Source organism: Lactobacillus sp. PV037, from assembly GCF_014522345.1.
GTDB lineage: Bacteria > Bacillota > Bacilli > Lactobacillales > Lactobacillaceae > Lactobacillus.
Genome location: NZ_CP041987.1, coordinates 1538551 through 1562957, shown reverse-complemented (window position 1 = coordinate 1562957; position 24407 = coordinate 1538551). Strand labels below are relative to the sequence as shown.

The window sequence follows — 24407 nt, the reverse complement described above, 5'->3', positions numbered from 1 at the left end:
ATCCTTTCAATTAAAAATCTTTATAAATGAAGCTTGCGCTACCAATTCCACTATAAGAGTAGAGATAAACTAAAACTAACAAAATAGCAAAATAAAAAATTGTTTTTCCAATAAATATTCCTATTTCCTTAGCTCTAGAATTTTGGTGTTCAGTTTTTGCTGCCATTCTCACACCTCATAATCTTTTTAATTTTACAACACCTTTTCTTTGAGAGAAAGGCTCCCTGTCTTAATATAAACATTATAACAAAAAAAATCTTATTTAACGCCCTCTCTTATTATCTCTTGCATTTAAATAGGCAATAAATAAAAAGATAGTTGGTAAAAGTGAAACGAAGAAAAGTGAAAAAATAGTTACTTTTATAATCCAACTTGGATTTTGCCAGCGACTAGTATTAGCAGTGGCCAAAAGATATGCTGAAAAAACCACCACTATTGCCAGGGTAATTAAAAATAATCCTGCATGACTCATATTATAAAGCTGAAGCATCACTGCAGCTGCAATTAAGCCACTCCACCCAGCTACCTTTATCCAGAAACTTGTTTTGTTTTTTATCATGTTAACTCCCTAATAAAGCGTTAATATTTGCTGACAAAATTCTATCTACTATCATAATATCATCACGAGCGTATTCTCTTGAAGAAGATTCAAACAATAACAATAATTGTCCTTTATAAACAGAGATTTGTTCTAAATATGGCGGTAATGTAACAACCTTATCAGCTCTATCTTCATCTAAGTTATCAATCGCCGATGCCGGGAAAAAATAAAGCTTAGAGTCTTTACTCCCATAAGATTGACTTAAAATAATCCAATCCTTATAAATTGCTATTCCCTGAATCTGACTATCCATTGCTGCACTTCCGGCCCCAGAAGCCCATGTACTTTGTCCTGTTACTGCTTTGATTTGATCACTAGTAATAGTATCTTTAAAATATCCTATTCTACTTATTGGATAAGCAACAATTCTTCCCTTTTCATCTTTACTAAAAAATCCTACAAACAGTTGATTATCATCATAAGTTACTGCAGATGCACGTTCAATAGTTGGTAGCGTTATTTCATGGTCATAAGTAATCGGCTGGTGACTTTTTTGATAATTATAATCTTCGATTCTTTTAAGAGGAATAGACATTAAAGCAGCCTGTCCTTGGCTTGTTCCTGTTAACCAAATATTTTTGGCAATTGGATCATAAGTAATTCCACCTAAGTGGGGTTTACCGGCTACAATAATTCGCTTAAGATATTTTCCTTTCTTATTTAATACATAGATTACTGAAGCATGGGTATGTTTTGCATCATATGCTGTAATTAAAATATAGTTTCCAGCAATCGTTACTCCTTGGGGAGTCATATAGAAAGAAGAAGTATCTTTATTTTTTTCATAATCATAGCTTATTGTTTTTTTAACACCAGGAATCACAACATCTGCGCCTCGATAGGAGGTCTTCGGGGTAGTGTAGACAGCTTGATAAAGTTTAGGGTACTTTTTACTAAGTTGCTTCTTAAAATATTCCAAATTATAGCGTGTTGCACTTATACTCGTTCCGTCTTTAGCACTTACTAAAGCTGGCGCACTCGAAAAAGCTTTTTGATTTTGATGATGGCGATAAACTTTATTTACAATAAAATAACTACCTATTCCTGTAATTACGATCAATGATAGGAAAAATAAGATTCTAATGACTTTTTTCATTTTTCCCACCTCCTTCTTTAATACAATACGAAAAAATTCTTCTTTTTAAATTTCCCAAGTGAATATTTCCCAGGAATTAATTTTCTTATGAAAATTATAAACTACCTTTACATTTTCTGTAAAAATTAATCATAAATTCATCATATTTTCTCTCTAATATATAAACCATAGCAAGAGGGGAAACCTCAAAGCTATTAGCATTAATATCCAAACTTTTATTTTCATTTTTACTCCTCCAAGTAAATTAAACACATTGCCTTTTCGGCTAATCATATTATCCCTAAAACCTCGTGAAATTCATTTACGAGGTTTTTCTTTGGGTTTAAAATCATTATTTTCTCTTAAAAAATACTTTTAGGTTTAATCTGTTGCTTTTATCAATATTTATAATTTCTATGAAAAAACGTCACACTTTCTTCATAATTTCTCTCTAATATATAAACCATAGCAAGAGGGAAACCTCAAAGCTATTAGCATTAACATCCAACTTTTTTATTTTCATTCTTACTCCTCCAAGTAGATTGAACATATTGTCAGCTCTTTCTTAATCAGAGTTGACCACATTTATTCCTAAAGACTCACATCTTCCCACTGTGAGTCTTTTTTATTTTTCAAAAACCTTTCTTCAATTTTTTTATAACATTTCATCACACTTTCTTCACAATTTCTCTCTAATATATAAACCATAGCAAGAGGGAAACCTCAAAGCTATTAGCATTAACATCCAACTTTTTATTTTCATTCTTACTCCTCCAAGTAGATTGAACATATTGTTAACTCTTTCTTACTAGAGTTAACCACATTTATTCCTTATTTTAAGACCACGAACTTCGTGGTCTTTTTTTGTTTTATATAATAAATGATATAATAATTGAGTAATGTTTTATTTGATATATTAATTTTGGAGGACACATATGCTTAAACGACAATGGAAATTTTTTACCGTTCTGGGCATTGGGATAATTGGATTAATTCTAGACTTTTTACTCCATAAACCAACAATTGCTGGTTTTCCTATTTCTGAAATTTTAATTGATATCTTCGGTATTTTTATGGTAATTACCATGGCGATCGAAATGATTCATACCTTAGAAAAAGGAAACTGGGGTGTCGATGTTTTAGCTATTATTGCCACTTTATCTACAATGATTGTGGGAGACTACTGGGCTGCATGGATGATTTTAATTATGCTTACCGGTGGTGACTCCTTAGAAGATTATGCAACAGGTCAAGCTGATCGTGAATTACGCGCTTTGTTAGATAATACTCCTCAACTTGCTCATAAATTGGTTAACGGCAAAATTGAGAATGTAAATGTAGACGACTTAAAAATTGGTGATATTGTTTTAATCAAACCTGGTAATCAAGTTCCTGTTGATGGTGAAATTATCAAAGGATCTTCTAGCTTTGATCAATCATCCCTAACTGGTGAATCTGTCCCTGTCGATAAAGGTGTAGGTGATAAACTTATGTCTGGCTCAATCAATGGTGACAGTGCTGTCGAAATGAAAGTTACTACTTTAGCTAAAGATTCTGAGTACCAATCTATTGTTGCTTTAGTAAAATCTGCTCAAGCTAAACCTGCTAAATTTGTTAAAATGGCTGATCGCTATGCTGTACCTTTTACAATCATTTCTTTAATTATTGGGATTGCTGCTTGGATTACCTCTGCTGTAACTAATCCTGGACTTGACTGGCAACATCACTTTTTACGTTTTGCTCAAGTTATGGTAGTTGCTTCTCCATGTCCTTTAATTATTGCTGCACCAGTAGCTTTAGTTTCTGGAATGAGTTCAATGTCACGTAATCATATTATTATAAAAAACGGTACCACTCTTGAAAAGCTGTCTCGGACTTTAACTTTTGCTTTTGATAAAACAGGAACTTTAACTCAAAACAAATTAGTTATTGATCAAGTTAATGTGGCTGCTGATAGTGACCTTACTAAAAAAGAGCTCCAATCCTTAGCAGCGAGTGTTGAGCAACAATCTAGTCATATTATTGCCACCTCATTGGTTAATAGCACTGGAAAAGAAGCATTGAAGCCAGTAACTAATATCAAAGAAACTACTGCTCAAGGAGTAAGTGGAATTATAGATGGTAAAGAAGTCAAAGTAGGGAAACTTTCTTTTGTTGCCCCTGACCACAAAAAAATAGACGTTACTTCTACTGCAATTTACGTTTCTGTAAATAATAAGTTTGCTGGCTACATTACCTTCCAAGATCAAATTCGTCCAGAAACCGCTTCTACGATTGCGCGTTTACGTCGTCAAGGAATCAAATTAATCATGATGCTTACTGGTGACCGTAAGAGCGTAGCTGATAAAATTGCTAAAGAAGCTGGCATAACAGATGTTAAGGCTGACCTTCTTCCAGCTCAAAAAATCCAAGCTATCAAGGATGTACCAAAAGACTTACGTCCCGTTGCAATGGTAGGTGATGGTGTCAATGATGCTCCAAGCTTAATGGCTGCTGATGTCGGAATTGCTATGGGAGCCCAAGGTGCCACCGCTGCTAGCGAAAGTGCTGATATGGTCGTAATGGTCAATGATCTTTCAAAAATTAACGATGCCGTTGCAATTTCTAAACACACTATGAAAGTAGCACATATCGATATTATTACTGCTATCTGTGTGGTAATCTTAATTGAACTTATTGCCTTTACCGGTATCATTCCAGCTATTTGGGGTGCAATTATCCAAGAAGTAGTTGATTTAATTACTATTTTATTAGCTTTACTTGCTAAAACTAAGCCAACTAATCCTGCACAAACTGGATTACCTAAAAAGAATTAAGTTGCATCCAATAAAAACATTGGCTAGAATTTTTATAGACTTATCTAAAAGTTTCAAGATTAATCTTGAAACTTTTTCTTTTAAAGAATCGAGGAATTTATGCATTTTTTAGGCGAGTTAATTATTATTTTGATTGTTACTACCTTATTGGGACAGCTTTTTGCCCGCTTTAACCTACCTCCTGTTATTGGACAACTTTTATCAGGAATTATTTTAGGACCTGCAATTTTATCTTGGGTTCACCCAGGAAATATTATTTCTCTTTTTTCTGAATTTGGCGTAATTTTATTGATGTTTCTAGCAGGCCTTGAAAGTGATTTAGATCTTTTAAAAAAATATTTTAATCTTAGCTTCACAGTAGCCGGAATTGGTGTGATCTTACCAGTTATCTTTATGGGAACTGCCTCTTTACTATTTGGTATGAAATTTTTAGAAGCTCTATTTATCGGAATTGTATTTGCAGCTACTAGTGTTTCAATTTCAGTTGAAGTTTTAAAAGATGCTAATCAACTTCATACTCGTGCAGGAAGTGCAATTTTAGGCGCTGCAGTTGTTGATGACATTCTAGCTGTTGTTGTCTTAAGTTTATTTACAACCTTTAGTCATGAAGGAGGAAAAAGTGGTTTAACCAATAACTTCTTTTTAAATCTTTTAATTGAGGTTATCTATTTTGGCGCAGTATGGTTGATTTACAAGTTTATCGCACCGTATTTTATGAAGGCCGCAGAAAAACTTGAAGTAAATTATGCTGTTGTCATTGCTTCACTTGTCTTAGCCCTTACAATGGCCTGGGTAGCAGATTTTGTCGGTTTAAGTGCAGTGGTAGGTGCATTTTTTGGAGGGCTAGCTATTCGACAAACACCCCAATACCAAGAAGTTAATTCCTCTGTTTCAGCAATTGGCTATGCAATTTTCATTCCCGTATTTTTTGCAGATATTGGTTTAAGCATGACTTTTGCAAGTTTTATCAAAGATATTTGGTTCATCATTATAATGACTATTCTAGCCTTAGTTTCTAAATTTTGGGCCGGAAAATACAGTAGCGAAATATTTGGATTTAGTAAAAACGATGCTAATATTGTGGGGGCTGGAATGATTTCCCGCGGAGAAGTTGCATTAATAGTGGCACAAATTGGAATTACTCACCATCTATTTCCAGAAGATATTTATTCTAGCTTAATTTTAGTTATTATCGTTACTACAGTATTATCGCCTTTCATTTTAAATCACTACCTCAAAAATCTTTCTAAATAAAAAGCTCCCCATTGGGAGCTTTTTATTATAAGAAGGGTAATAAATTATTTAACATGTGAGCAATAATTGAATATCTTAAATCTTTTGTTAAAACATAAGTCCACGCAAGTATTGAACCCATCATCCAGTATAAATAGATAAATTTTGAAAAAGTTGGATCATGCATAAACCCAAAAACAAATCCACTGGCTAAAACACCTAAAACCTTAGTCCATTTATTTTCGATCGGGAAAAATGTATTGAAAAACATCCCTCTAAAAATTATTTCTTCACAGATTGGGGCAACAATCACTAATAAAACATTATAAATCGGATTAGCTAAACTTGAAATTTTATTTAATTCCTGCTGGTTATGTGACGTTACTCCACCCTTAGCAAACAATTGAATAAAAGCGATTTGAAGAATCGTCATCAAAAAAAACATTCCAATTGCAATAAAAATTCTCTGAGCATTCCAGTGAGGCTTTTCATTAAAATCCCAGTTATTTTCTTGTTTTAATTGGTATTTATACAAAGCAAACATTGCCCAGATTGCCATAACGGTTATTATACCTATTCCAACCTCATTCCATATTGGTAAAGCAGTCTTATTCGGAATTACATACATCCATTGAATAAAACTGTAACCAATAAAAGCAATAATGATAATTCCTACATTTCCAAGAAATCGTAAAAAACTTTTCACAGATTTACACCACTTTTCTTAAAATATTCCAGCTAGTTACTTATAATTTATAATAAAGAAAAGAATGAAAATATACAAATGGAGTGAGTTTGTTGATAATCCGAATCCTTAATTTTAGTTTACATAATCAAGTTAGTCTACTAACTTTTTTAGTTTATTTAACTTTTGCAATTTTTATTATTTCCTGGCTAATAGAACCTCGTCGTTCTATTAATGCGGTTTTCTTTACCGCCTTTGTCCTTTCATTTGCTCTTTGGTGTGGGAAACTTTTATTTTCTCAAAAAAACACCTTTCTAACTTGGAGCTTTGGCTTAATTGTATTAGGGATGTTTATTTTAATATTTATCTTAGTAATTTTTTCTTGGGCATTTTTTCTTTGGAATGCTTATTTCGTTTGGAAGTATGAATCACATACCCTGCCTAACTTATTAACTCTATTTTCAGGAATTGGATTAATGCTAATCTGGATTTTAATTCGCCTCCATGTCTTTAAGAATGTGCCAGACTGGGTCAATATTCTCTTGTCTGGTATAGTCGTTTTAGCATTTTATTTGTTAATTATAATGTATAATTTTTTAATTAATTTGACCTTATATCAATTTGTTCCCCGTCACTACAAACAAGACTATTTAATTGTGCTAGGTGCAGGCTTAGTAAATGGTAAAAAAGTATCTCGCCTTTTAGGAGCGCGCATTGATCGTGCGATTGCTTTTTCATACACCCAATACGATAAGGGACATCCCCATCCTAAATTTATTATGTCTGGTGGAAAAGGAAGCGATGAAAAAGTTTCAGAAGCCAGTGCAATGCGTGATTATGCAATTAATCGTGGAATTGCTGCTGAAGACATTTTATTAGAAGATAGATCAAAAAATACCTATGAAAATATGCTCTATTCTAAAGAAGTTGCCATTAAAGACTTTGGTAGCAAAAAATTTCATGCAAAGTTTTTTACTAATAATTATCACCTCTTTCGCGCTGGACTCTATGCTAAAAAGGCGCATTTACATGCTAATGGCGTTGGTGCGCCAACACGCTTATACTATCTACCAAATGCGATTATTCGAGAATTTGTTGGCATCTTTGTCATGCACAAACAACGTCATTTTGTGATTATGGGAGTTATTACTTTAATTTTTGTTCTCTTGGCTATTTTATCTGGAATCGGATACATAAAATAAGTTATAATGGTATAACTATTATGTTAGAAAGGATCTTTTATGCTACAGCTAGAACATTTAATGAAGACATATCACATTGGTGGCGTTACAACCCATGCACTAGATGATGTCTCTATTAACTTCCGTAATCACGAATTTGTTGCTATTTTAGGACCTAGTGGCTCTGGGAAAACTACCTTATTAAATGTTATTGGAGGATTAGATCGTTATGATAGTGGTGACATAATCATTAACGGTAAATCGACCAAAAACTTTACCACTACCGACTGGGATGCATATCGTAATAATACAGTTGGTTTTATTTTTCAAAATTATAATCTAATTCCCCATCTTTCCATCATAGAAAATGTAGAACTAGGAATGATGCTCTCAGGAGTCGACAGCAAAACTCAACATGAAAAAGCAATTGCAGCCTTAAAACGTGTTGGACTTGGTGACCATCTCGCCAAAAAGCCAAATCAACTTTCTGGAGGACAAATGCAGCGTGTTGCAATTGCCCGGGCAATTGCAAATGACCCTGATATTTTACTCTGTGATGAACCTACAGGAGCATTAGATACTAAAACTAGTGAAAGTATCATGCAACTTATTAAAGAGCTAAGTAAAGATAAGTTAGTAATCATGGTTACTCACAATCCTGAATTAGCAAAAGAATACGCTAGTCGTATCGTCCATTTCCAAGACGGAAAAATCCTTAGCGACTCTAATCCTTTTACTCCTAAACATAAGGTCAAAGATACTTTTAAACTTATCAAAACTAAAATGTCTTACTGGAATGCCTTAAAGTTAAGTTTCACTAATATCATGACCAAAAAAGGGCGAACTTTTTTAACGGCCTTTGCTTCTAGTATTGGAATAATTGGAATTGCAATTGTTTTGGCACTTTCCCATGGTTTTCAGCATCAAATTGATGAAACCCAAACCAAAACATTGGCTCAATTTCCAATTTCTATTTCCAGTGTTGCAAATGATTTATCACCCACTACCAAAAAGACTCTGATACCAACCAAAAAAACAATGGATATTTAGTAGCTAGTAAGCCTGCAAATGAACAAAATACACACAATAATCATATCACTCAAAAATATGTGGATTATGTAAATAAAATTAATCCCACTTATGCTAATAACATTACCTATATCCGTGGAGCACAATTAAATCTTTTAACTAAAGCTAATAATAAATTAAGCAAGTTGAATTCTCAAATAATAATTCTAGTGGTAATTCTCTCGCCAACGCCCAAACTCAAGGAATGGCTACTATGGGAATTAACACCAATGTTTTCCCTACCACTTTGGATAAGAAAAAAGGAAACTTTTTAAGAACCAACTATCAACTTCTTGCTGGAACCTGGCCAACTTCAGAAAATCAAGTAGTTTTAGTCCTAAATAATAAAAATCAAGCTAATATCAATGCCCTTAAAAATATCGGCATTAATGTCAAAAATGGTCAAAAAATCAATTTAAAGTCCTTAATCGGGAAGAAATTTAAACTAATTTCAAATAATAATTACTATCAAGAACTTCCTACTGGAAACTTTGTTCCTAAGAGTCCGAGTTCTTCTATGTATAACTCTGGCAAAACCATTACTTTATCAGCAGTTATTCAAGGAAAAAATAATTCTCAAATGGCACTTTTAGACAATGGAATTGCTTATAGCGATGCTTTGAGTAAAGAAGTAGTTAACGAAAACCAAAACTCTGCAATTGTTAAGGCGCAAAAAGCAAGCTCTAAAAATGTTATGACAAATCAACCTTTAACCAGTACAGCTAAAACGCAGTTTTTAGCTACTCTTGGTGGGAGCACCCTTCCAACTGGTATCTTAATTTACCCAACTTCATTTGATTACAAGGACAAAGTTCTTGATTATCTAGCTCAATGGAATAAGGGTAAAACTAAATCTAATCAGATTCTCTATACCGATATGTCTGGTACAGTAACCAAATTAACTGGAGGCTTAATTGGAGGTATTACTGATGTTTTAGTAGCCTTTGCTGGAATTTCCTTGATTACATCAATGATTATGATTGGAATTCTTACTTACACATCTGTTTTGGAAAGAACTAAAGAAATCGGAATTTTAAAAGCTCTTGGTGCACGTAAACGTGATATTACCCGGGTATTTGATGCCGAAACTTTTATTCTAGGACTCTTCTCCGGAATTCTGGGAATTTTTATTGCCTACTTATGTACTTTCCCAATTAATTTTGTTTTATACAAAATTACTGATATGAGCAACTTGGCACAACTTGATCCAATGCAAGCACTTATCTTAGTAATTATTTCCACTATTTTAACTATGATTGGTGGGCACTTACCTGCTCGATTAGCTGCTAAAAAAGATGCTGCCATTGCTCTTCGAAGTGAATAAAAAAGACGGCTTTTAATGCCGTCTTTTTTAGTGCTAAAATTTAGGTAAACTCACTGTAAAGGAATTTTTTATGTTAAAAAAACTATTCTTAACTACTTTATTTACATTTTCACTTTTTTTAGGTGGGTGTAGACACTCTGACCACAAAACTGTTCATCATTCTGCTAATCCTAGCATTGCGCTAGTAACGAACGCCCCTGACGATGGAACTAATCCCTATATTGAAGCCGGTAAAGAAGGCCTTAAAAATTACGCTCAGCAACATCATTTAAGTACAGGAAAAAATGGCTATCAAATCTTTAGTCCCAATTACACTAAAGAAGACTACAGCTTAATTGACCAAGCAGCGCAAAAAAACTTTCATACTATTATTGCTTTAGGAGCTAGTTTTAAAAATGCTGTAGATGATACTGCCAGTCTTTATCCTCACAATAATTTTGTTTTAATCGATGGTAAAGCTAAATCGGCTGCAAACGTCACTAGCATTACTTTCAATAGCTGGCAGATGGGGTATTTAGCCGGTGTAGCGGCTGCAAGCTCTAGTAAAACGCACACTGTCGGAATTTTAAGCCAACCAGCTTCTTCTTTACTAAAGGGATATTTAGCTGGCATTAATTATTATTCCAAATATTATCATGTAAAAACCAAAATTTTAGCAAAAACAATTTCTTCTGCTCCTAACAAAGAACAAGCGCAAAACTTAACTCAACAAATTTATCTGAAGAGAGCCGATATTATTTTTTCTGCCGTCGGCCAAAATAGCCAAGGGGTCTTTTCAGCGGCTAAGGCAATCAATCAGACTCAACCTGTTAATCAAAAAGTTTGGGTAATTGGGGTTGATAATGATCAAAGCAGTGCTGGAAAATATCAAGCTAAAGGTGGGCAGCCCTCTAATTTTACTCTAACCTCAGTTATTAAAAATATTCCCCAGGCCATTGAAAACGTTAGTGAAGAAAGTTTCAACAATGCCTTCCCTGCTCGTCAGCTTCTAAATTATGATTTAAAAAATAATGGCGTCACCCTTATTCATTCTACTAATCTCTCTTATTCTAGCTGGATTGCTATTCAAAAAGCACGTACTTACCTTATTCAAAAAAATGCTAAGTGACTTTTCTTGACGGTCTATACCAGTTAATTATATAATGGACTAGACCAATAAGAGAGGGGTAATTATTATGATGAAAATTATTGTTACCAAAGATAATATTGAAGGTGGCACTAAAGCTTTTGAAATTATCAAAAATGGCATGGCTAATGGTGCTAAAGTATTGGGTTTAGCAACGGGTTCTTCCCCAATTTCCTTATATAGTGATATGTGCAATAGCGACCTTGATTTTAGTGAAATGACTAGTATCAATTTAGATGAATATTATGGCATCAGTCCTGAAAATCCCCAAAGCTACCATTACTTCATGCAAAAACATCTTTTTGATCAAAAACCTTTCAAAAAATCTTATATTCCAAATGGCTTAGCAAAGAATATTGATGAAGAAGTAGAAAATTATAATCAAATTATTCAAGAAAATCCTATCGATATTCAAATTTTAGGGATTGGACACAATGGCCACATCGCTTTTAATGAGCCCGGTACTCCTTTTGGAAGTTTAACTCATAAAGTCACTTTGGCAGAAAGTACGATCAAAGCAAATTCTAGATTTTTTAACAATGAAAAAGAAGTTCCACGCCAAGCAATTTGCATGGGAATTAGATCAATTATGCAAGGGAAAAAAATTGTACTTTTAGCTTACGGTGCTTCAAAACAAGACGCTTTAAAGGCATTAGTTGAAGGTCCTGTTATTGAAAAAGTACCTGCTTCAATTTTACAAGACCATCCAGATGTTACCATTATTTGTGATCAAATTGCTGCTAAAAAAATTAATCCTAAATACTTTACTATCTAGAGATATTAAGCTTTTACAGGATTTATTTCTCAAAAAAAGCCAAGCTACTGCTTGACTTTTTTGTGTGGAACATTTTTTAAAAACCACTTGCACAACCACAAGATATTGTTCTAAACTGGTAAAGCAAACAACATATTGTAGAAAGAATGTGATTCCAGTTATTGTTTTAAGCGGGCCTATTGGAGCCGGAAAATCCAGTTTAACCAGTATTTTATCTGAGCATTTAGGAAGTAAAGGTTTTTATGAAGGTGTAGATAATAATCCCATTCTTCCCCTTTACTATCAAGATATGGCACATTATACCTTTTTATTAAATATCTATCTTCTAAATCACCGTTTAGATCAAATTAACGAAGCTATTTTAGAGCCTAATAATGTTTCAGATCGCTCAATTTATGAAGATGCGCTCTTTTTCAAGATGAATGTAGACAGTGGGAAGGCCGATCCAACCGAGTTTAATATCTACAATAGTCTTTTACATAATATGATGGCTGATGCTCCAGGTAATCCAAGTAAAAAACCAGATTTATTGATCTATATTCACGTTTCATTGGATACAATGCTTAAACGAATCCAAAAGCGTGGTCGTTCTTTTGAACAACTCTCTACTGATCCTGAATTGAAGAACTACTATGCCCGTTTAATTCAATACTATGAACCATGGTTCGAAGCCTATGATGCTTCTCCAAAAATGAAAATTGATGGAGATAAATATGACTTTGTGGTTGATGAGAACGCACGCAAGGAAGTTATTGCACTTATCGACCAGAAGTTAAATGAAGTGGGTAATCTGTAAGAATTAAAGAAGGAATGTGATGACAGTTATTGTTTTAAGTGGACCTATTGGAGCCGGAAAGTCTAGTTTAACAGGAATTTTATCAGACTATTTAGAAACTAAGCCTTTTTATGAAAGTGTGGATGACAATCCTGTCCTTCCTCTCTTTTATGAAAATCCTAAAAAATATGCTTTTTTACTTCAAGTTTATTTTCTAAATACACGCTTTCAAAGTATCAAAAAAGCACTAACTGATGATAATAATGTGCTTGACCGTTCAATCTATGAAGATGCACTCTTTTTCCAAATGAATGCTGATATTGGACGAGCTACCCCTGAAGAAGTTGACACATATTACGATCTTTTAAATAATATGATGAATGAATTAGACCATATGCCAAAGAAAAATCCTGATTTACTTGTGCATATTAAAGTTTCTTATGACACTATGCTCAAGCGAATTCAAAAACGTGGTCGTAATTACGAACAACTCAGCTATGATCCAACTTTGGAAGACTACTACAAGCGTTTATTACGTTACTATGAACCTTGGTATGATCGTTACGACTATTCTCCAAAGATGATTATTGATGGCGATAAATACGATTTTATGGCAAATGATAATGACCGTAGTATTGTCTTAGCACAAATTGTAACTAAATTAAAAGAAGTAGGTAAATTGCCAGAAAATTGGGATAAATCTACTAATATTAGTCTTGAAGCTTAAGTCCTAAAATTAGGGCTTTTTATTTTTTGCTTTATTATTTATAATTCGGGTTTACAAGAATATAATTGCTTGATACACTATTAAAGTAATGCTTTTAATTGTTAAACACGAACATTCACAATGGAGGTTAAGATGAACTTCGTAAAACAATATTTTAAATTGGATAGCCTCGGGACCAATATTCAAACCGAGTTTTTGGCAGGACTCACCACTTTCATTAGTATGTCCTATATCCTTTTCGTTAATCCCTCTGTTTTAGGAGCAAGCGGCATGAATACCGGTGCCGTATTTACTGCTACTGCTCTTTCAGCAGCCTTAGGTACTGCAATCATGGGAATCGTTGCCAATTATCCTATTGGAGAAGCACCAGCTCTGGGAATTAACGCATTTTTTGCTTATACGGTTTGTATTGGAATGCACGTTTCTTGGCAAACAGCTTTAGCTAGTGTATTTGTCGCTTCCATAATTTTCATTTTAATTACCCTCTTTAAATTACGCGAAAAAATTATCGATTCAATTCCAGCTGATTTAAAATTTGCAATTTCTTCAGGTATTGGTCTTTTTATTGCCTTTCTAGGTTTTCAAAATGGTGGCTTAATTGTTGCTAATAAATCAACTTTAGTTGGGCTTGGTTCTCTTCATAACCCACTTGTTTGGATTACAATTGTTGGATTATTTATTACAATTATCCTAATGATTTTAGGAGTTCCAGGAGCAATTTTTATTGGAATGATTGGTGCTTCAATTTTCGGAATATGCACTGGACAAATTTCACTTCCTCATAAATTTATTTCTTTCGCTCCAAGCTTAGCGCCAACTTTTGGCCAAGCAATTTTTCACTTAAAAGATATTAATACTCTACAAATGTGGGTAGTTGTTTTAACCTTCCTATTAGTTACTTTCTTTGATACAGCTGGAACATTAATTGGGTTAGCACAACAAGCAGGCTTTATGAAAAATAATAAAATGCCTCGTGTGGGAAAAGCGTTGGCTGCTGATTCTACTGCAATGCTATTTGGATCAATTTTCGGAACTTCTCCTGTTGGCGCTTACGTTGAATCGAGTGCTGGGATTGCAATTGGAGGCCGTTCTGGTTTAACCGCTGTTTTCGTTGCTATCTTTTTCTTGATTTCAATGATTTTTAGTCCCCTACTTAGCGTCTTTACTGTTCAAGTAACTGCTCCTGCCTTAATTATTGTCGGTGTATTAATGGCTCAAAATACTGCTCATATTCATTGGAATAAATTAGAAATTGCTGTTCCTGCATTTTTAATTTTAATCGGAATGCCACTTAGTTATAGTATTTCTGATGGACTTGCCTGGGGAATGATAACTTATCCAATTTCGATGGTAGCTGCCCGCCGCTATAAAGAAGTCACACCAATGATGTGGGTACTATTTGTAATCTTCATTATCTTCTTGTGGGTACTAAATTTTAAATAGGAAATTTATGAGGAGAATTCCTCATTTTTTTCTATAAAAAATTGACAATAAAAATTAAAATAGTTAATATAATAATTGTAAATTTTATTTTAAGGAGCGATGAGATCCATATTACTTTACTTTATATTTAGCTAAATTTATGGTAATTTCATACTTTGATACGACATAATTTCCCACTTGTTGTTAACAATGTTTCGTTAGTTTAATTAAAGGAGATTTTGTCAATGTCAAAGATGATTAAAGAAAAAATTGAAAATGCACTTGAATGGTTAAAAAATGGCGGTTTGGTAATCGTAGCTGATGATGAAGATCGCGAAGCAGAAGGAGACATGATTGGTTTAGGTTCCAAGGTGACAGCAGATAATGTTAATTTCATTATCAAGAATGCTCGTGGCTTGTTATGTGCACCCGTTTCTCCTGCTATTGCGGATAAATTAGATTTATATCCAATGAACCAACATAACACTGACCCTTACGGAACAGCTTTTACTATTAGTGTTGACTATAAGGACACCACTACTGGTATTTCAGCGGCTGATCGTGCTTTAACTATCCAGAAACTTAGTGATCCTTCTTCAAAGGCAGAAGATTTCTATAAACCTGGTCATATTTTTCCATTACGTGCAAAGCAACACGGCGTCTTAGACCGAAATGGTCATACTGAAGCAGGTTTAACTCTTGCTCGTTTAGCCGGCGAACCTGAAGTAGCATATATTTGCGAAATGATTAAACCTGATGGTAGCATGGGACGTCGCCCATATCTCAAAGAGTTTGCCCAAACTCATGAAATGCCATATTTTACTATTGCGGAATTACAAGAGTATGTCCGTGAATTTCATCCTAACATTTAATCAATCTGCGTTATACCTAGAGGGTGTAACGCTTTTTGTTTGGAAAATTAAAAAAACTTAATTTTTTCTCTTCTCCCATAAAAATTCTGTGCTACACTAGTAACAATTAATCAATTTTATTAATTTATAATCGGAGGATATTTAAATGCAGACATTAAATAAGGTCTTTCATTTACAAGATGCTCATACCACTGTCAAAAAAGAGTTTATTGCAGCTCTTACTACTTTTGTCAGTCTCTCCTACATCTTATTTGTTAACCCTAATATTTTAAGTGCAGCTGGAATTAACAAAGGAGCTGCCTTTACTGTAACTGCTATCGCAACCGCTATTGGATGTGTTTTGATGGGATTAATTGCAAACTACCCGATTGCTCTAGCACCTACTTTGGGTAGTGCTGCCTTTTTCTCATACAATGTTGTCATTGGGATGCATATCAATTGGCAAACTGCCTTAGCTAGTGTCTTAGTAGCTTCAATTTTATTTATTTTAATTACAATTTTTAAACTAAGAGAAAAAGTTGTTGATGCCATCCCTCAAGACTTAAAATATGCCATTTCTGCTGGGATCGGTTTATTTATTGCCTTTATTGGGTTACAAAATGGTAAATTAATTGTTGATAACAAATCTTCTCTTGTTGGATTAGGTTCTTTTAGCAATCCAGCGGTTTGGATTACTTTATTTGGATTAGTACTTACAGTGATCTTATTAGCTGCTAGAGTACCTGGTTCTATTTTTATTGGAATGATTGTAACTGCTATTTTTGGAATTTTTATCGGTCAGATTGCTACACCACAAGGTATTATTTCTACTCCGCCTTCAATTGCACCAACTTTTGGCCAAGCAGTTTTTCATTTAAGTGATATCAATACCCCACAACTATTTATGGTTGTTTTAACCTTCCTATTAGTTACATTTTTTGATACAGCAGGTACTTTAATTGGAATGACCCAACAAGCTGGTTTAGTAGATAAAAATGGTAAAATTCCTCGTATTGGAAAAGCATTCTTATCTGATTCTCTAGCAATGGTTGAAGGATCTATTTTGGGTACTGCTCCCCTTGGAACTTCAGTAGAATCAAGTGCAGGAATTGCTATGGGTGGTAAAACAGGACTAACTGCTATCTTTGTGGGAATTTTATTTTTGATTTCAATGATTTTTAGTCCTTTACTTGCTGTCATCCCTACGACTGTTACCGCTCCCGCCTTAATTATTGTTGGGGTCTTAATGGCAGGTAATCTAAAAAGAATCGACTGGGATAAGTTTGAAGTTGCCTTCCCTGCTTTCTTAGTTGTGGTTGGAATGCCTCTTACTTACTCTATTTCTGATGGGTTAGCCTTGGGAATGATTGCTTATCCCATTACCATGATTGCTGCAAAGCGTTATAAAGAAATTTCCCCAATGATGTACATCTTATTTGTCTTATTCATCATCTTTTTCTTAATTACCAACATGGGATAACGAAAGGGGGGGACTTCATGAGTAAAAAATCAATTGTTAAAGATGTGATGTTTTTATCACAAAAAAGTACTCCTGCCACAACTGCGGACATCCAAGTGGCTCAAGATTTAACCGATACTTTGATTGCTAACAAAGAACGTGCAGTTGGACTAGCAGCTAATATGATTGGCGTGCAAAAGAATATTATTGCTTTTTTCGCTGGGCCACTTCCAATGGTGATGTTTAATCCAAGAATTATTAATAAATCAGGAGAATATCATACGCAAGAGGGATGCCTTTCACTAAGTGGGCAGCGACCAACAACACGTTACCGGGAAATAACTGTTGAATTTCAAAATCATAATTTCGAAAAGACAACTCAATCATTTACAGGATTTGTTGCAGAAGTGATTCAACATGAAATTGATCATACTAAGGGAATTATTATTTAAAGGTAGTTGAATAACTGCCTTTTTTTGAAGACCGATTTTTTGATTTTTTGATTTTTTTGATTTATATTTACTTTGAATATTTAATTAAAGGAGTAAAATTATAAAAAGAAAAAGCATACTAAACACTATTATCGCACTATCTCTTTTAGGAAGTACAGAGTACCTCGGCTTATTTAATACTACCCAAGTTCATGCAGCTACAACCTCTACCAAGACTGCAACTTCTTCTATTAATTCACTTAATACTTTTACAATTCAAAACATTGATCCCCTATATAAAAGTAGTTAACAATCAATACGTTCTTCAGTTACCCTCAACTGCCTCATTTTCTTCCAATGTTGTAAAAGCAGTTCAATCACAACTTCTCCTTACTAATACTACTATTAAAAAAAATCATAGTATGATCGATCCAACAACTAAAGAAATTGTTTCTAATACTGATGCTCCATTTTTTTCTTTAGCTCGTAGAAGATGTTGGGGCCATGTATACTGGTGGGGAATTCGAGTATACTTTGAATCTAATGCTGCTGTCTACCAAGAAGCTCATTACTTAGAAATATCTGGTACAGCAGTTGAATATATTGGCATGCTCTCAGTAGCTGTACCTGGTATTGGAGATGTATCTGGTGCACTATTAGGTGCTTGGGGTAAAGTGCTCTCTGATCATAATCATAATGTTGCTGAAGCGCTATTAAGATATAATCGTCGCCATAAGCACAGTTATATCTATATGGATTATAATTTTAATGGTAATTATTCTTTCCATACCTTTAAATAGTTCCATATGGAGGAGGGATTATTTACTTATGTTATATTATCTATTAATTCTTATTTTAGCTTTTATAAGCCAAAATTTGTCTCCCAGGCTATATCAAAAAATTGGACTCTGGTATCTTATTATTTATATTCCAATTTTATTCATTGCAGTTGGTTATATTTACTATGAAAATCAAAGCACTTTTTCCTTAGTCTTAGCAATTATCACCTTTATTCTAGGTGTCATTCTGAATATTTGGGGAATCAAAAAAGTAGCCAAAAATGACTAACTTTAGCGTCAAATCCGGTCATTTTACCACATATTCTTAAAAATCGACCACTTAGGAAAAGTTTTATAACTATTTCAATTTTCCTTTATAATAAGATTTCGTTAAACACAAACCAACCATTTGGAGCCTCATAATCACCAAATGGTAAAAGACCTCTCTTTACTGTTAGAAAGGTCTTTTTTGGTATTTCTATGTATGTTACACTAAAAAATATAATTTTTTGGAGGTTTCAATTATGAATATTTTTGAATTATTATTTTTTAATCCGTTTGTTTCTTTTGTAGTTAAAAGGGGGAAAGGAAATCGGAGACATTTTATTAAATGGTAGATTTATCACCTAAAGGACTAGAAGTGGGAGCCTATGAATTATGCGGTTTACTATTTGACTACATAATTTTCTATGCCTTAAACAATAAAAGAAAATTTTATCTTTCAGATATTATTTTCTTTTTTATTACTTTTCCCATTTTATTTATCTTACAAGATTTCGGGATGCCTATCACTCTCATAGTAACCCTCCTTGAAATTTTTATTTTCTGGCTTTTTTACCAAAAAAAGTTTGGCTCTTTACAAACTCTAACTACAGTTGTATTAACCAATTTTCTTTCGCTAGCAGTCGATTCAACTTTAGGCGAACTAAAAGATTATAAAATCTTTTCCTTCCCCTACTTTTCAGTACTTTTTTATCTTCTAGTAATTTTTATACTAGCTTGGGTAACATACCACTTTAAATTCACCAAATTCCTCACTAAAAATAATGACTATTATTTACTTTCTTTAATTATTTTTTCTTTTGTTACTTTACTTCTAGCAGAAAATTTTTCTAAATCTACTGTTTTAATTTTTATTCTTTTTCAATTTATCTTTTTAATATTTTTACTGCGCTACTATCAAAAAAAGGAGGCAGCTCAACAATTAGAAAGAGAAAACAAAAACTTAGATATTTACTTACAAACACTTCAGATAGAACAAGACAAGCTTCATGCCTTTAAACATGATTATCAAGATCTTCTCAAAAGTCTAACTCATAATGTAAATTCCAAGCAGCTTAAAGAAATATTGCCTAAATTAGACGTTTATTCAACTAAACAAATTTCTACAAATGAATTAAATATTTCTGAATTAAATAATATTTCAAATCCTTATCTTAAAAGTTTAATGATAGAGAAATTTAATCAAATTTATGAATACAAAATTCCATATACTTTTGAATGTACTATGCCAACAAACATTCCTTCCTCAATAAACATATTTGATTTAATTAGAATAATTGGTATTGGTTACAATAATGCAATTGAGGAAAGCTTAAAACTTCAAAAGATAAATAAAATTCCTGAAATTAGAACTATGATTCATCAACCTAATTCTGAAGAATTAGAAATTACCATTAAAAATAGAACTTCTCCTCAAAATAAAACTGACAATCTTACTCAACGCAGAGTTACAACTAAAGCTGGTCATTCAGGCTTAGGATTAGCAAATGTTGTAGAAATCATTACACACTATGATAGTCTTTCCTTTTATCATAGTCAGAAAAATGGTTGGTTTACTTTTACACTTACAATTTTTAATAAATAGGAGGAAAAAACAAATGATCCAATTTAATGTCTTTATTTGTGATGATAATCCTGCTTATCTTCAAGAAGTAACTGTTGCTGTTAAACAATCTACAATTATCTTATCTGATGAACAACGTACCTTTGACATTTTAAAGACTACAACCAATTATTCTGAACTGCTAAATTATATTTCTACACATAAAACCCAAAATAATATCTACTTTCTTGATATTGAACTTCAACAAGAAAAAAATGGTCTAGATTTAGCTGAGCAAATTCATCATCTTGATCCTAAAGGACAAATAATTTTTGTGACTTCCTATCAAAAGTTTGCCTTTTTAACCTATCAGCGTCGAATTGATGTATTAGATTATATCCTAAAGACTCTACCAAAAGTGGAGTTTCAACAACGTATTACTGATACTTTAACCCAAGCCATCGATAATCTTCTTAAATTTTCACAAGATAAAAAAGAAATTTTTACTTATAAAATTGGTAGCCATATCTATCAAATTAGCCTTGATAGTATCTATTATATTTCTACTATTAAAAATTCCCATAGCTTAGCTTTAATTACAAAAGAAGGCTCGTCTTACTTTAGAGAAAGTATAAAAAATATTACTAAGCAATATCCTACTTTAATTAAAGTTTCTCAATCATACCTCATCAATTATAAAAATATTTCTGATATAAATTTAAAAGATAGAATTATCATTTTTACAAACAATGATTCTATTCCTTATTCTCTTCGATACCAAAAAGTTATAAAAAAGCTCAAAAGTAACTAATTTTTACCCAAAACTTAACAAATATGCCAAAAAAATAGCAATTTATGCCAATTTTGTTTTTATAGATTTTTTTCAGATATATTTTTAAACGAAATATTTATTTGAAAGGAATTTATTTCCTTCTTTGATTACTCTAAAGGATTAACAACAATGCTCAAAAATACTAAAAGAATTTTAGCCCTTCTTTTTCTATTTATTTTATTACCCTTAATTTTTACCTATTCACTTACTGGCAAGAAGAACATTCTTTATTAGTTCAAATTAGAAAACTAAATAGAACTGATCCTTTTCAAGGATTGAATTCATTTGTACACATCCAACTTTCACAAGATCCTACCTACACTACTATCGGTTTTATTTTTACTATTGCTAGTTATATACTCATTCCTCTCATTGGCTCACTCTTTTATATTTATCAAAAAGACAACGCTACATTTAATTTTTTACCCCAAAGAATGTCCTATCCAAAATACTTAAAGAAAGGGTTTCTTTCTTCATTTCTAGGTGGATTTTTACTTTCCTTTTTTACCAGTATTTATGAAATTATTTTTGTTAAATTAACTCTTTCAGGAATTAACTATTCTGTTAATGGTTATTTTAAAGAAGTTGGTACCCCTTCTTTTTCAAATAATACATTAATCGAAGTAGTTTCTATTATCATTTTAAATGCGTTAGGTTGGGGAATTTATTCAATGTTTATTTTTGCTCTGAACTTATATATTCCAAAGATAATTTTTTCTATTCCTAGTGGATTTCTCTTTTTCTTAATTATTACCTTATTAATTTCAACTTTCGGAAATCGGAACTCTCTAGTTATGGTTATTAGCGGTACTCTCTTTCCAGAAGCATTAGTATCCCCTGGTTTTACCACCTTTTATGGTTTAGCATACCCAATAAATTATTATCTTCAATTCATCCTTTCGGCTGTATTTTATATTTGTTTAGCTCTTGTTCTAGCTGTTATCTGGAAAAAACGGAGACTTAAATATGGCAAAAATTAAAAGAACATTTATAATCTTTGCATTATTTTCATTAATATTAGGAACTATTTTTGGCTTTCTCATCTTTTTTACTAGAGCAAGTGATGATTTACCCTACTTATTTATTCATCAACATGGACTTTCAACTTATTATCAGACATTCTTCCTACTTTTAATTGCTTGGGAAATATTTTATTTCAAAAAAATTCGTTCCCTAATTATTATTCGCAAAATGAAATCCTTATTCCTCTATCAGCTTTGCTTATCTATAGGTGCAAATTTAATTTTATTTATACTGGGCCTGTTTTTACCGTTTATTTTCACAGGAACTTTTAGCTTTAAATATGGGAATCCCATTTATGGAAGTTTAATCATTTTACTTCATTTTATAATTTTAGCCATTTTAACTTGGTGTCTAATTTTGCTTTATAATTCAAAATATCCAGTTATTTGGCTCTTATTAATTCTCTTTATTAATATTTTCTATCATCAAACTCTTGAAACTAATTACTTAATTATTCACTATAGTAAGTATTTTGACCCTCTTTGGCGTGCTATGCACAATGTTTATATTTAGTAGAAAGGCTACTTATGCAAATTTCAAATCTCCAAAAATCATTTAAAAAGAAACAAGTTCTCAAAGATATTAATCTAACCACTAAGCCAGGACAGTTAATTCATATCGCCGGTCGTAACGGCTCAGGAAAATCTACCATTTTTAAAATTATTACTGGATTGCTTAAAGCAGATAGTGGCAGTATAACGTTTGATAATAATACCTATATTGGCGCTTTAATTGAAAATCCTGGCTTTTTAGAATATGAAACAGGACTCTCCAACCTACAATTCTTAGCTAATTTGCGCAATAATTATAATGAGGAAAAAGTTCTTCAACTTTTAAAATTTTTCTACTTAGATCCCAACGACCAACAAGCTATTCGGAAATATTCTATTGGAATGCGACAAAAAATTGGCATTATCCAAGCCGTTATGGAAGATCAAAATTTGATTTTATTTGATGAACCTACTCGCGGACTAGATCCTGATAGCATTCATCAATTTGTTTCTCTTCTTAATAGACTAAAAGAAGAAGGTAAAACAGTCATCGTTGCAAGCCACGATGAAATACCTTATACTCACTTTTATAAGTTAAGTGACGGAGTACTTGTAGATGAAAATTAATAAAGTTTATTTTTCTTTTACTCTTTTTTTGACCATCTTTTTGATTGAAGTAAAAATAACTCAATCTCTTTCAAATAGAACTTTATTTTTAATAACTTATGGTTGGTATAACAAAACTCTTCTCTTAAGATCTCTTAACGGTTTAATATTTATCTTTGACTGGTTAAGTATTTTGTTAGCAAGTACTACTTTTTCCTCAATAAATAATTTTATTATTTTTCGCAACTTAACTTTTAAAGAAAAACTTATTAAGCTTTCTCCTTATCTAATTCAATACTTTCTTGGAATTCTCTTAATTCATTTACTAAGTTTTACTTTGGCTTTTGAGATTATTTCAATTAGTTTGACACTTTTGCTTTTAATCTCCACGTTTTGCCTAAGCTATTTCCTATACAACTATCAACTTGAAAAAGCTATCTTTATCCCAATTTTTTTAATAATTATTAGAAGTATTGTTACTACAGTTTTTCAAAATCAATAACTCAACTATTCCTCTATCAAATATTCGTTAAAATCAACTAGTTAGAGAATTTTTCTAATTAAAACAATTTTCTTTTATAATTAAAGACGAATTAAACGTAAAACAAACATTTAGAACCAATCTATCCAATTAATTTATCTGATAGATTCTTTTTAAGCTTTAATTTTCTTAAAAATTTAACGAATAGGCCAAAAAAACGGCAACTTAGACCATTTTCGTTTTTAAAGATAATTTTAAGGTATACTTTCTACATCAATAAATTATTATTTTTGAAAGGATTTTAATTATGATGTTAAAAAAGAAATTAGTAGTATTTTCGACTCTTTTAGGGTTAACTGGAGTTTTGAGTTCTTCAATTTCCTCTGCCCATGCCGCCACAATCGATATCACTGATGATATGCCTTCTTCAGGATCTGTTGTTATCGAAGGGCAAAAGATTAAAGAGTCCTCTTCTCCTCTTTTTGTTGCTCCAAAGAAAAGAATCCAAACTTCTACTCCATGGTTTACAGTTTCTTTAGCACGGGATGTAGTTAATATGAAAAACGGTAGATGGGTTTCATACACCGATCATAATAATTACTTCAATCATTACAAATGGGCTCATTCTAACTTTTACTATACTCTGGGACGTCACCACTCATCAGCAAAAGTCGGTAGCGGAAAAATACGAACTGCTGTTGGCATTGAACGAGGATGGTCTTACGCAACTGCTAAAGGTTACGGAACAGCTAAAACATGGTACTCTGAAAATTAAAAATAGCGGTGCTTAAAAGCATCGCTATTTAATTATATTAGTCTGG

Annotated in this window: 23 protein-coding genes and 2 pseudogenes; 21 read left to right on the top strand and 4 right to left on the bottom strand. The window is 32.5% G+C overall.

What is annotated here, in order from left to right:
- Positions 1-10 precede the first annotated feature (10 nt).
- The 3 genes from FP435_RS08285 to FP435_RS08275 form a co-directional block, all read right to left on the bottom strand.
- A complete protein-coding gene (locus FP435_RS08285) occupies positions 11-166 on the bottom strand; it encodes a teichoic acid D-Ala incorporation-associated protein DltX (RefSeq protein ID WP_265483806.1) in 156 nt (51 codons plus the stop codon).
- A 96-nt stretch (positions 167-262) separates the two neighbouring features.
- Positions 263-559 (bottom strand): hypothetical protein, encoded by a 297-nt coding sequence (locus FP435_RS08280; RefSeq protein ID WP_265483805.1) that lies wholly within the window; start codon positions 557-559, stop codon positions 263-265.
- Between the two features lies 1 nt (position 560).
- Positions 561-1697: a hypothetical protein gene (locus tag FP435_RS08275; RefSeq protein ID WP_265483804.1), complete on the bottom strand. Its 1137-nt coding sequence runs from the start codon at positions 1695-1697 to the stop codon at positions 561-563.
- A 914-nt stretch (positions 1698-2611) separates the two neighbouring features.
- Between FP435_RS08275 and FP435_RS08270 the strand changes: the two genes are divergently transcribed.
- Both FP435_RS08270 and FP435_RS08265 read left to right on the top strand, forming a co-directional pair.
- A complete protein-coding gene (locus FP435_RS08270) occupies positions 2612-4492 on the top strand; it encodes a heavy metal translocating P-type ATPase (protein ID WP_265483803.1) in 1881 nt (626 codons plus the stop codon).
- A 99-nt stretch (positions 4493-4591) separates the two neighbouring features.
- Positions 4592-5746 carry a cation:proton antiporter gene (locus FP435_RS08265; RefSeq protein ID WP_265483802.1) on the top strand — a complete coding sequence of 385 codons (1155 nt, stop codon included), beginning with the start codon at positions 4592-4594 and terminating at the stop codon, positions 5744-5746.
- Between the two features lie 25 nt (positions 5747-5771).
- Here FP435_RS08265 and FP435_RS08260 read toward each other — a convergent pair whose 3' ends face one another.
- Complete coding sequence (locus tag FP435_RS08260) at positions 5772-6431, bottom strand: CPBP family intramembrane glutamic endopeptidase (protein WP_265483801.1); 660 nt, start codon at positions 6429-6431, stop codon at positions 5772-5774.
- Positions 6432-6526: 95 nt separating this feature from the next.
- Here FP435_RS08260 and FP435_RS08255 point away from each other — a divergent pair, with 95 nt between their 5' ends.
- The 19 genes and pseudogenes from FP435_RS08255 (at position 6527) to FP435_RS08165 (ending at position 24361) form a co-directional block, all read left to right on the top strand.
- Positions 6527-7612 carry a YdcF family protein gene (locus tag FP435_RS08255; protein WP_416209749.1) on the top strand — a complete coding sequence of 362 codons (1086 nt, stop codon included), beginning with the start codon at positions 6527-6529 and terminating at the stop codon, positions 7610-7612.
- A 39-nt stretch (positions 7613-7651) separates the two neighbouring features.
- Positions 7652-9983 (top strand): annotated as a pseudogene (locus tag FP435_RS08250) (ATP-binding cassette domain-containing protein).
- 70 nt (positions 9984-10053) lie between these two features.
- Complete coding sequence (locus FP435_RS08245) at positions 10054-11091, top strand: BMP family ABC transporter substrate-binding protein (protein ID WP_265483799.1); 1038 nt, start codon at positions 10054-10056, stop codon at positions 11089-11091.
- Between the two features lie 70 nt (positions 11092-11161).
- Positions 11162-11884 (top strand): glucosamine-6-phosphate deaminase, encoded by a 723-nt coding sequence (locus FP435_RS08240; RefSeq protein WP_265484662.1) that lies wholly within the window; start codon positions 11162-11164, stop codon positions 11882-11884.
- Between the two features lie 148 nt (positions 11885-12032).
- Positions 12033-12680 carry a deoxynucleoside kinase gene (locus FP435_RS08235; RefSeq protein ID WP_265483798.1) on the top strand — a complete coding sequence of 216 codons (648 nt, stop codon included), beginning with the start codon at positions 12033-12035 and terminating at the stop codon, positions 12678-12680.
- A 19-nt stretch (positions 12681-12699) separates the two neighbouring features.
- Positions 12700-13386 carry a deoxynucleoside kinase gene (locus FP435_RS08230; RefSeq protein WP_265483797.1) on the top strand — a complete coding sequence of 229 codons (687 nt, stop codon included), beginning with the start codon at positions 12700-12702 and terminating at the stop codon, positions 13384-13386.
- Positions 13387-13518: 132 nt separating this feature from the next.
- Entirely contained in the window at positions 13519-14829 is a 1311-nt protein-coding gene (locus FP435_RS08225; protein ID WP_265483796.1) for an NCS2 family permease, read from the top strand.
- Positions 14830-15062: 233 nt separating this feature from the next.
- Positions 15063-15659: pseudogene (ribB, locus tag FP435_RS08220) on the top strand (3,4-dihydroxy-2-butanone-4-phosphate synthase); the annotation flags it as partial.
- Positions 15660-15825: 166 nt separating this feature from the next.
- Positions 15826-17139, top strand: coding sequence for an NCS2 family permease (locus FP435_RS08215; protein WP_265483795.1), 1314 nt, complete (start codon positions 15826-15828; stop codon positions 17137-17139).
- A gap of 17 nt (positions 17140-17156) precedes the next feature.
- Positions 17157-17570 carry a peptide deformylase gene (locus tag FP435_RS08210; protein WP_265483794.1) on the top strand — a complete coding sequence of 138 codons (414 nt, stop codon included), beginning with the start codon at positions 17157-17159 and terminating at the stop codon, positions 17568-17570.
- Positions 17571-17833: 263 nt separating this feature from the next.
- Positions 17834-18349 (top strand): hypothetical protein, encoded by a 516-nt coding sequence (locus tag FP435_RS08205; RefSeq protein ID WP_265483793.1) that lies wholly within the window; start codon positions 17834-17836, stop codon positions 18347-18349.
- A 28-nt stretch (positions 18350-18377) separates the two neighbouring features.
- A complete protein-coding gene (locus tag FP435_RS08200; RefSeq protein ID WP_265483792.1) occupies positions 18378-18617 on the top strand; it encodes a hypothetical protein in 240 nt (79 codons plus the stop codon).
- Positions 18618-18938: 321 nt separating this feature from the next.
- Positions 18939-20195 carry a GHKL domain-containing protein gene (locus FP435_RS08195; protein ID WP_265483791.1) on the top strand — a complete coding sequence of 419 codons (1257 nt, stop codon included), beginning with the start codon at positions 18939-18941 and terminating at the stop codon, positions 20193-20195.
- A gap of 13 nt (positions 20196-20208) precedes the next feature.
- Positions 20209-20964, top strand: coding sequence for a LytR/AlgR family response regulator transcription factor (locus FP435_RS08190; protein ID WP_265483790.1), 756 nt, complete (start codon positions 20209-20211; stop codon positions 20962-20964).
- Between the two features lie 296 nt (positions 20965-21260).
- A complete protein-coding gene (locus FP435_RS08185) occupies positions 21261-21965 on the top strand; it encodes a hypothetical protein (protein ID WP_265483789.1) in 705 nt (234 codons plus the stop codon).
- On the top strand, positions 21952-22521 hold the full coding sequence (locus tag FP435_RS08180; RefSeq protein WP_265483788.1) for a hypothetical protein: 570 nt from the start codon (positions 21952-21954) through the stop codon (positions 22519-22521). The genes FP435_RS08185 and FP435_RS08180 overlap by 14 nt, the downstream gene beginning before the upstream one ends.
- Before the next feature lie 14 nt (positions 22522-22535).
- Positions 22536-23126, top strand: a complete 591-nt coding sequence (locus tag FP435_RS08175) for an ATP-binding cassette domain-containing protein (protein WP_265483787.1) — start codon at positions 22536-22538, stop codon at positions 23124-23126.
- Entirely contained in the window at positions 23116-23607 is a 492-nt protein-coding gene (locus tag FP435_RS08170; protein ID WP_265483786.1) for a hypothetical protein, read from the top strand. The genes FP435_RS08175 and FP435_RS08170 overlap by 11 nt, the downstream gene beginning before the upstream one ends.
- A 286-nt stretch (positions 23608-23893) precedes the next feature.
- Positions 23894-24361, top strand: a complete 468-nt coding sequence (locus FP435_RS08165; RefSeq protein ID WP_265483785.1) for a hypothetical protein — start codon at positions 23894-23896, stop codon at positions 24359-24361.
- Positions 24362-24407 lie beyond the last annotated feature (46 nt).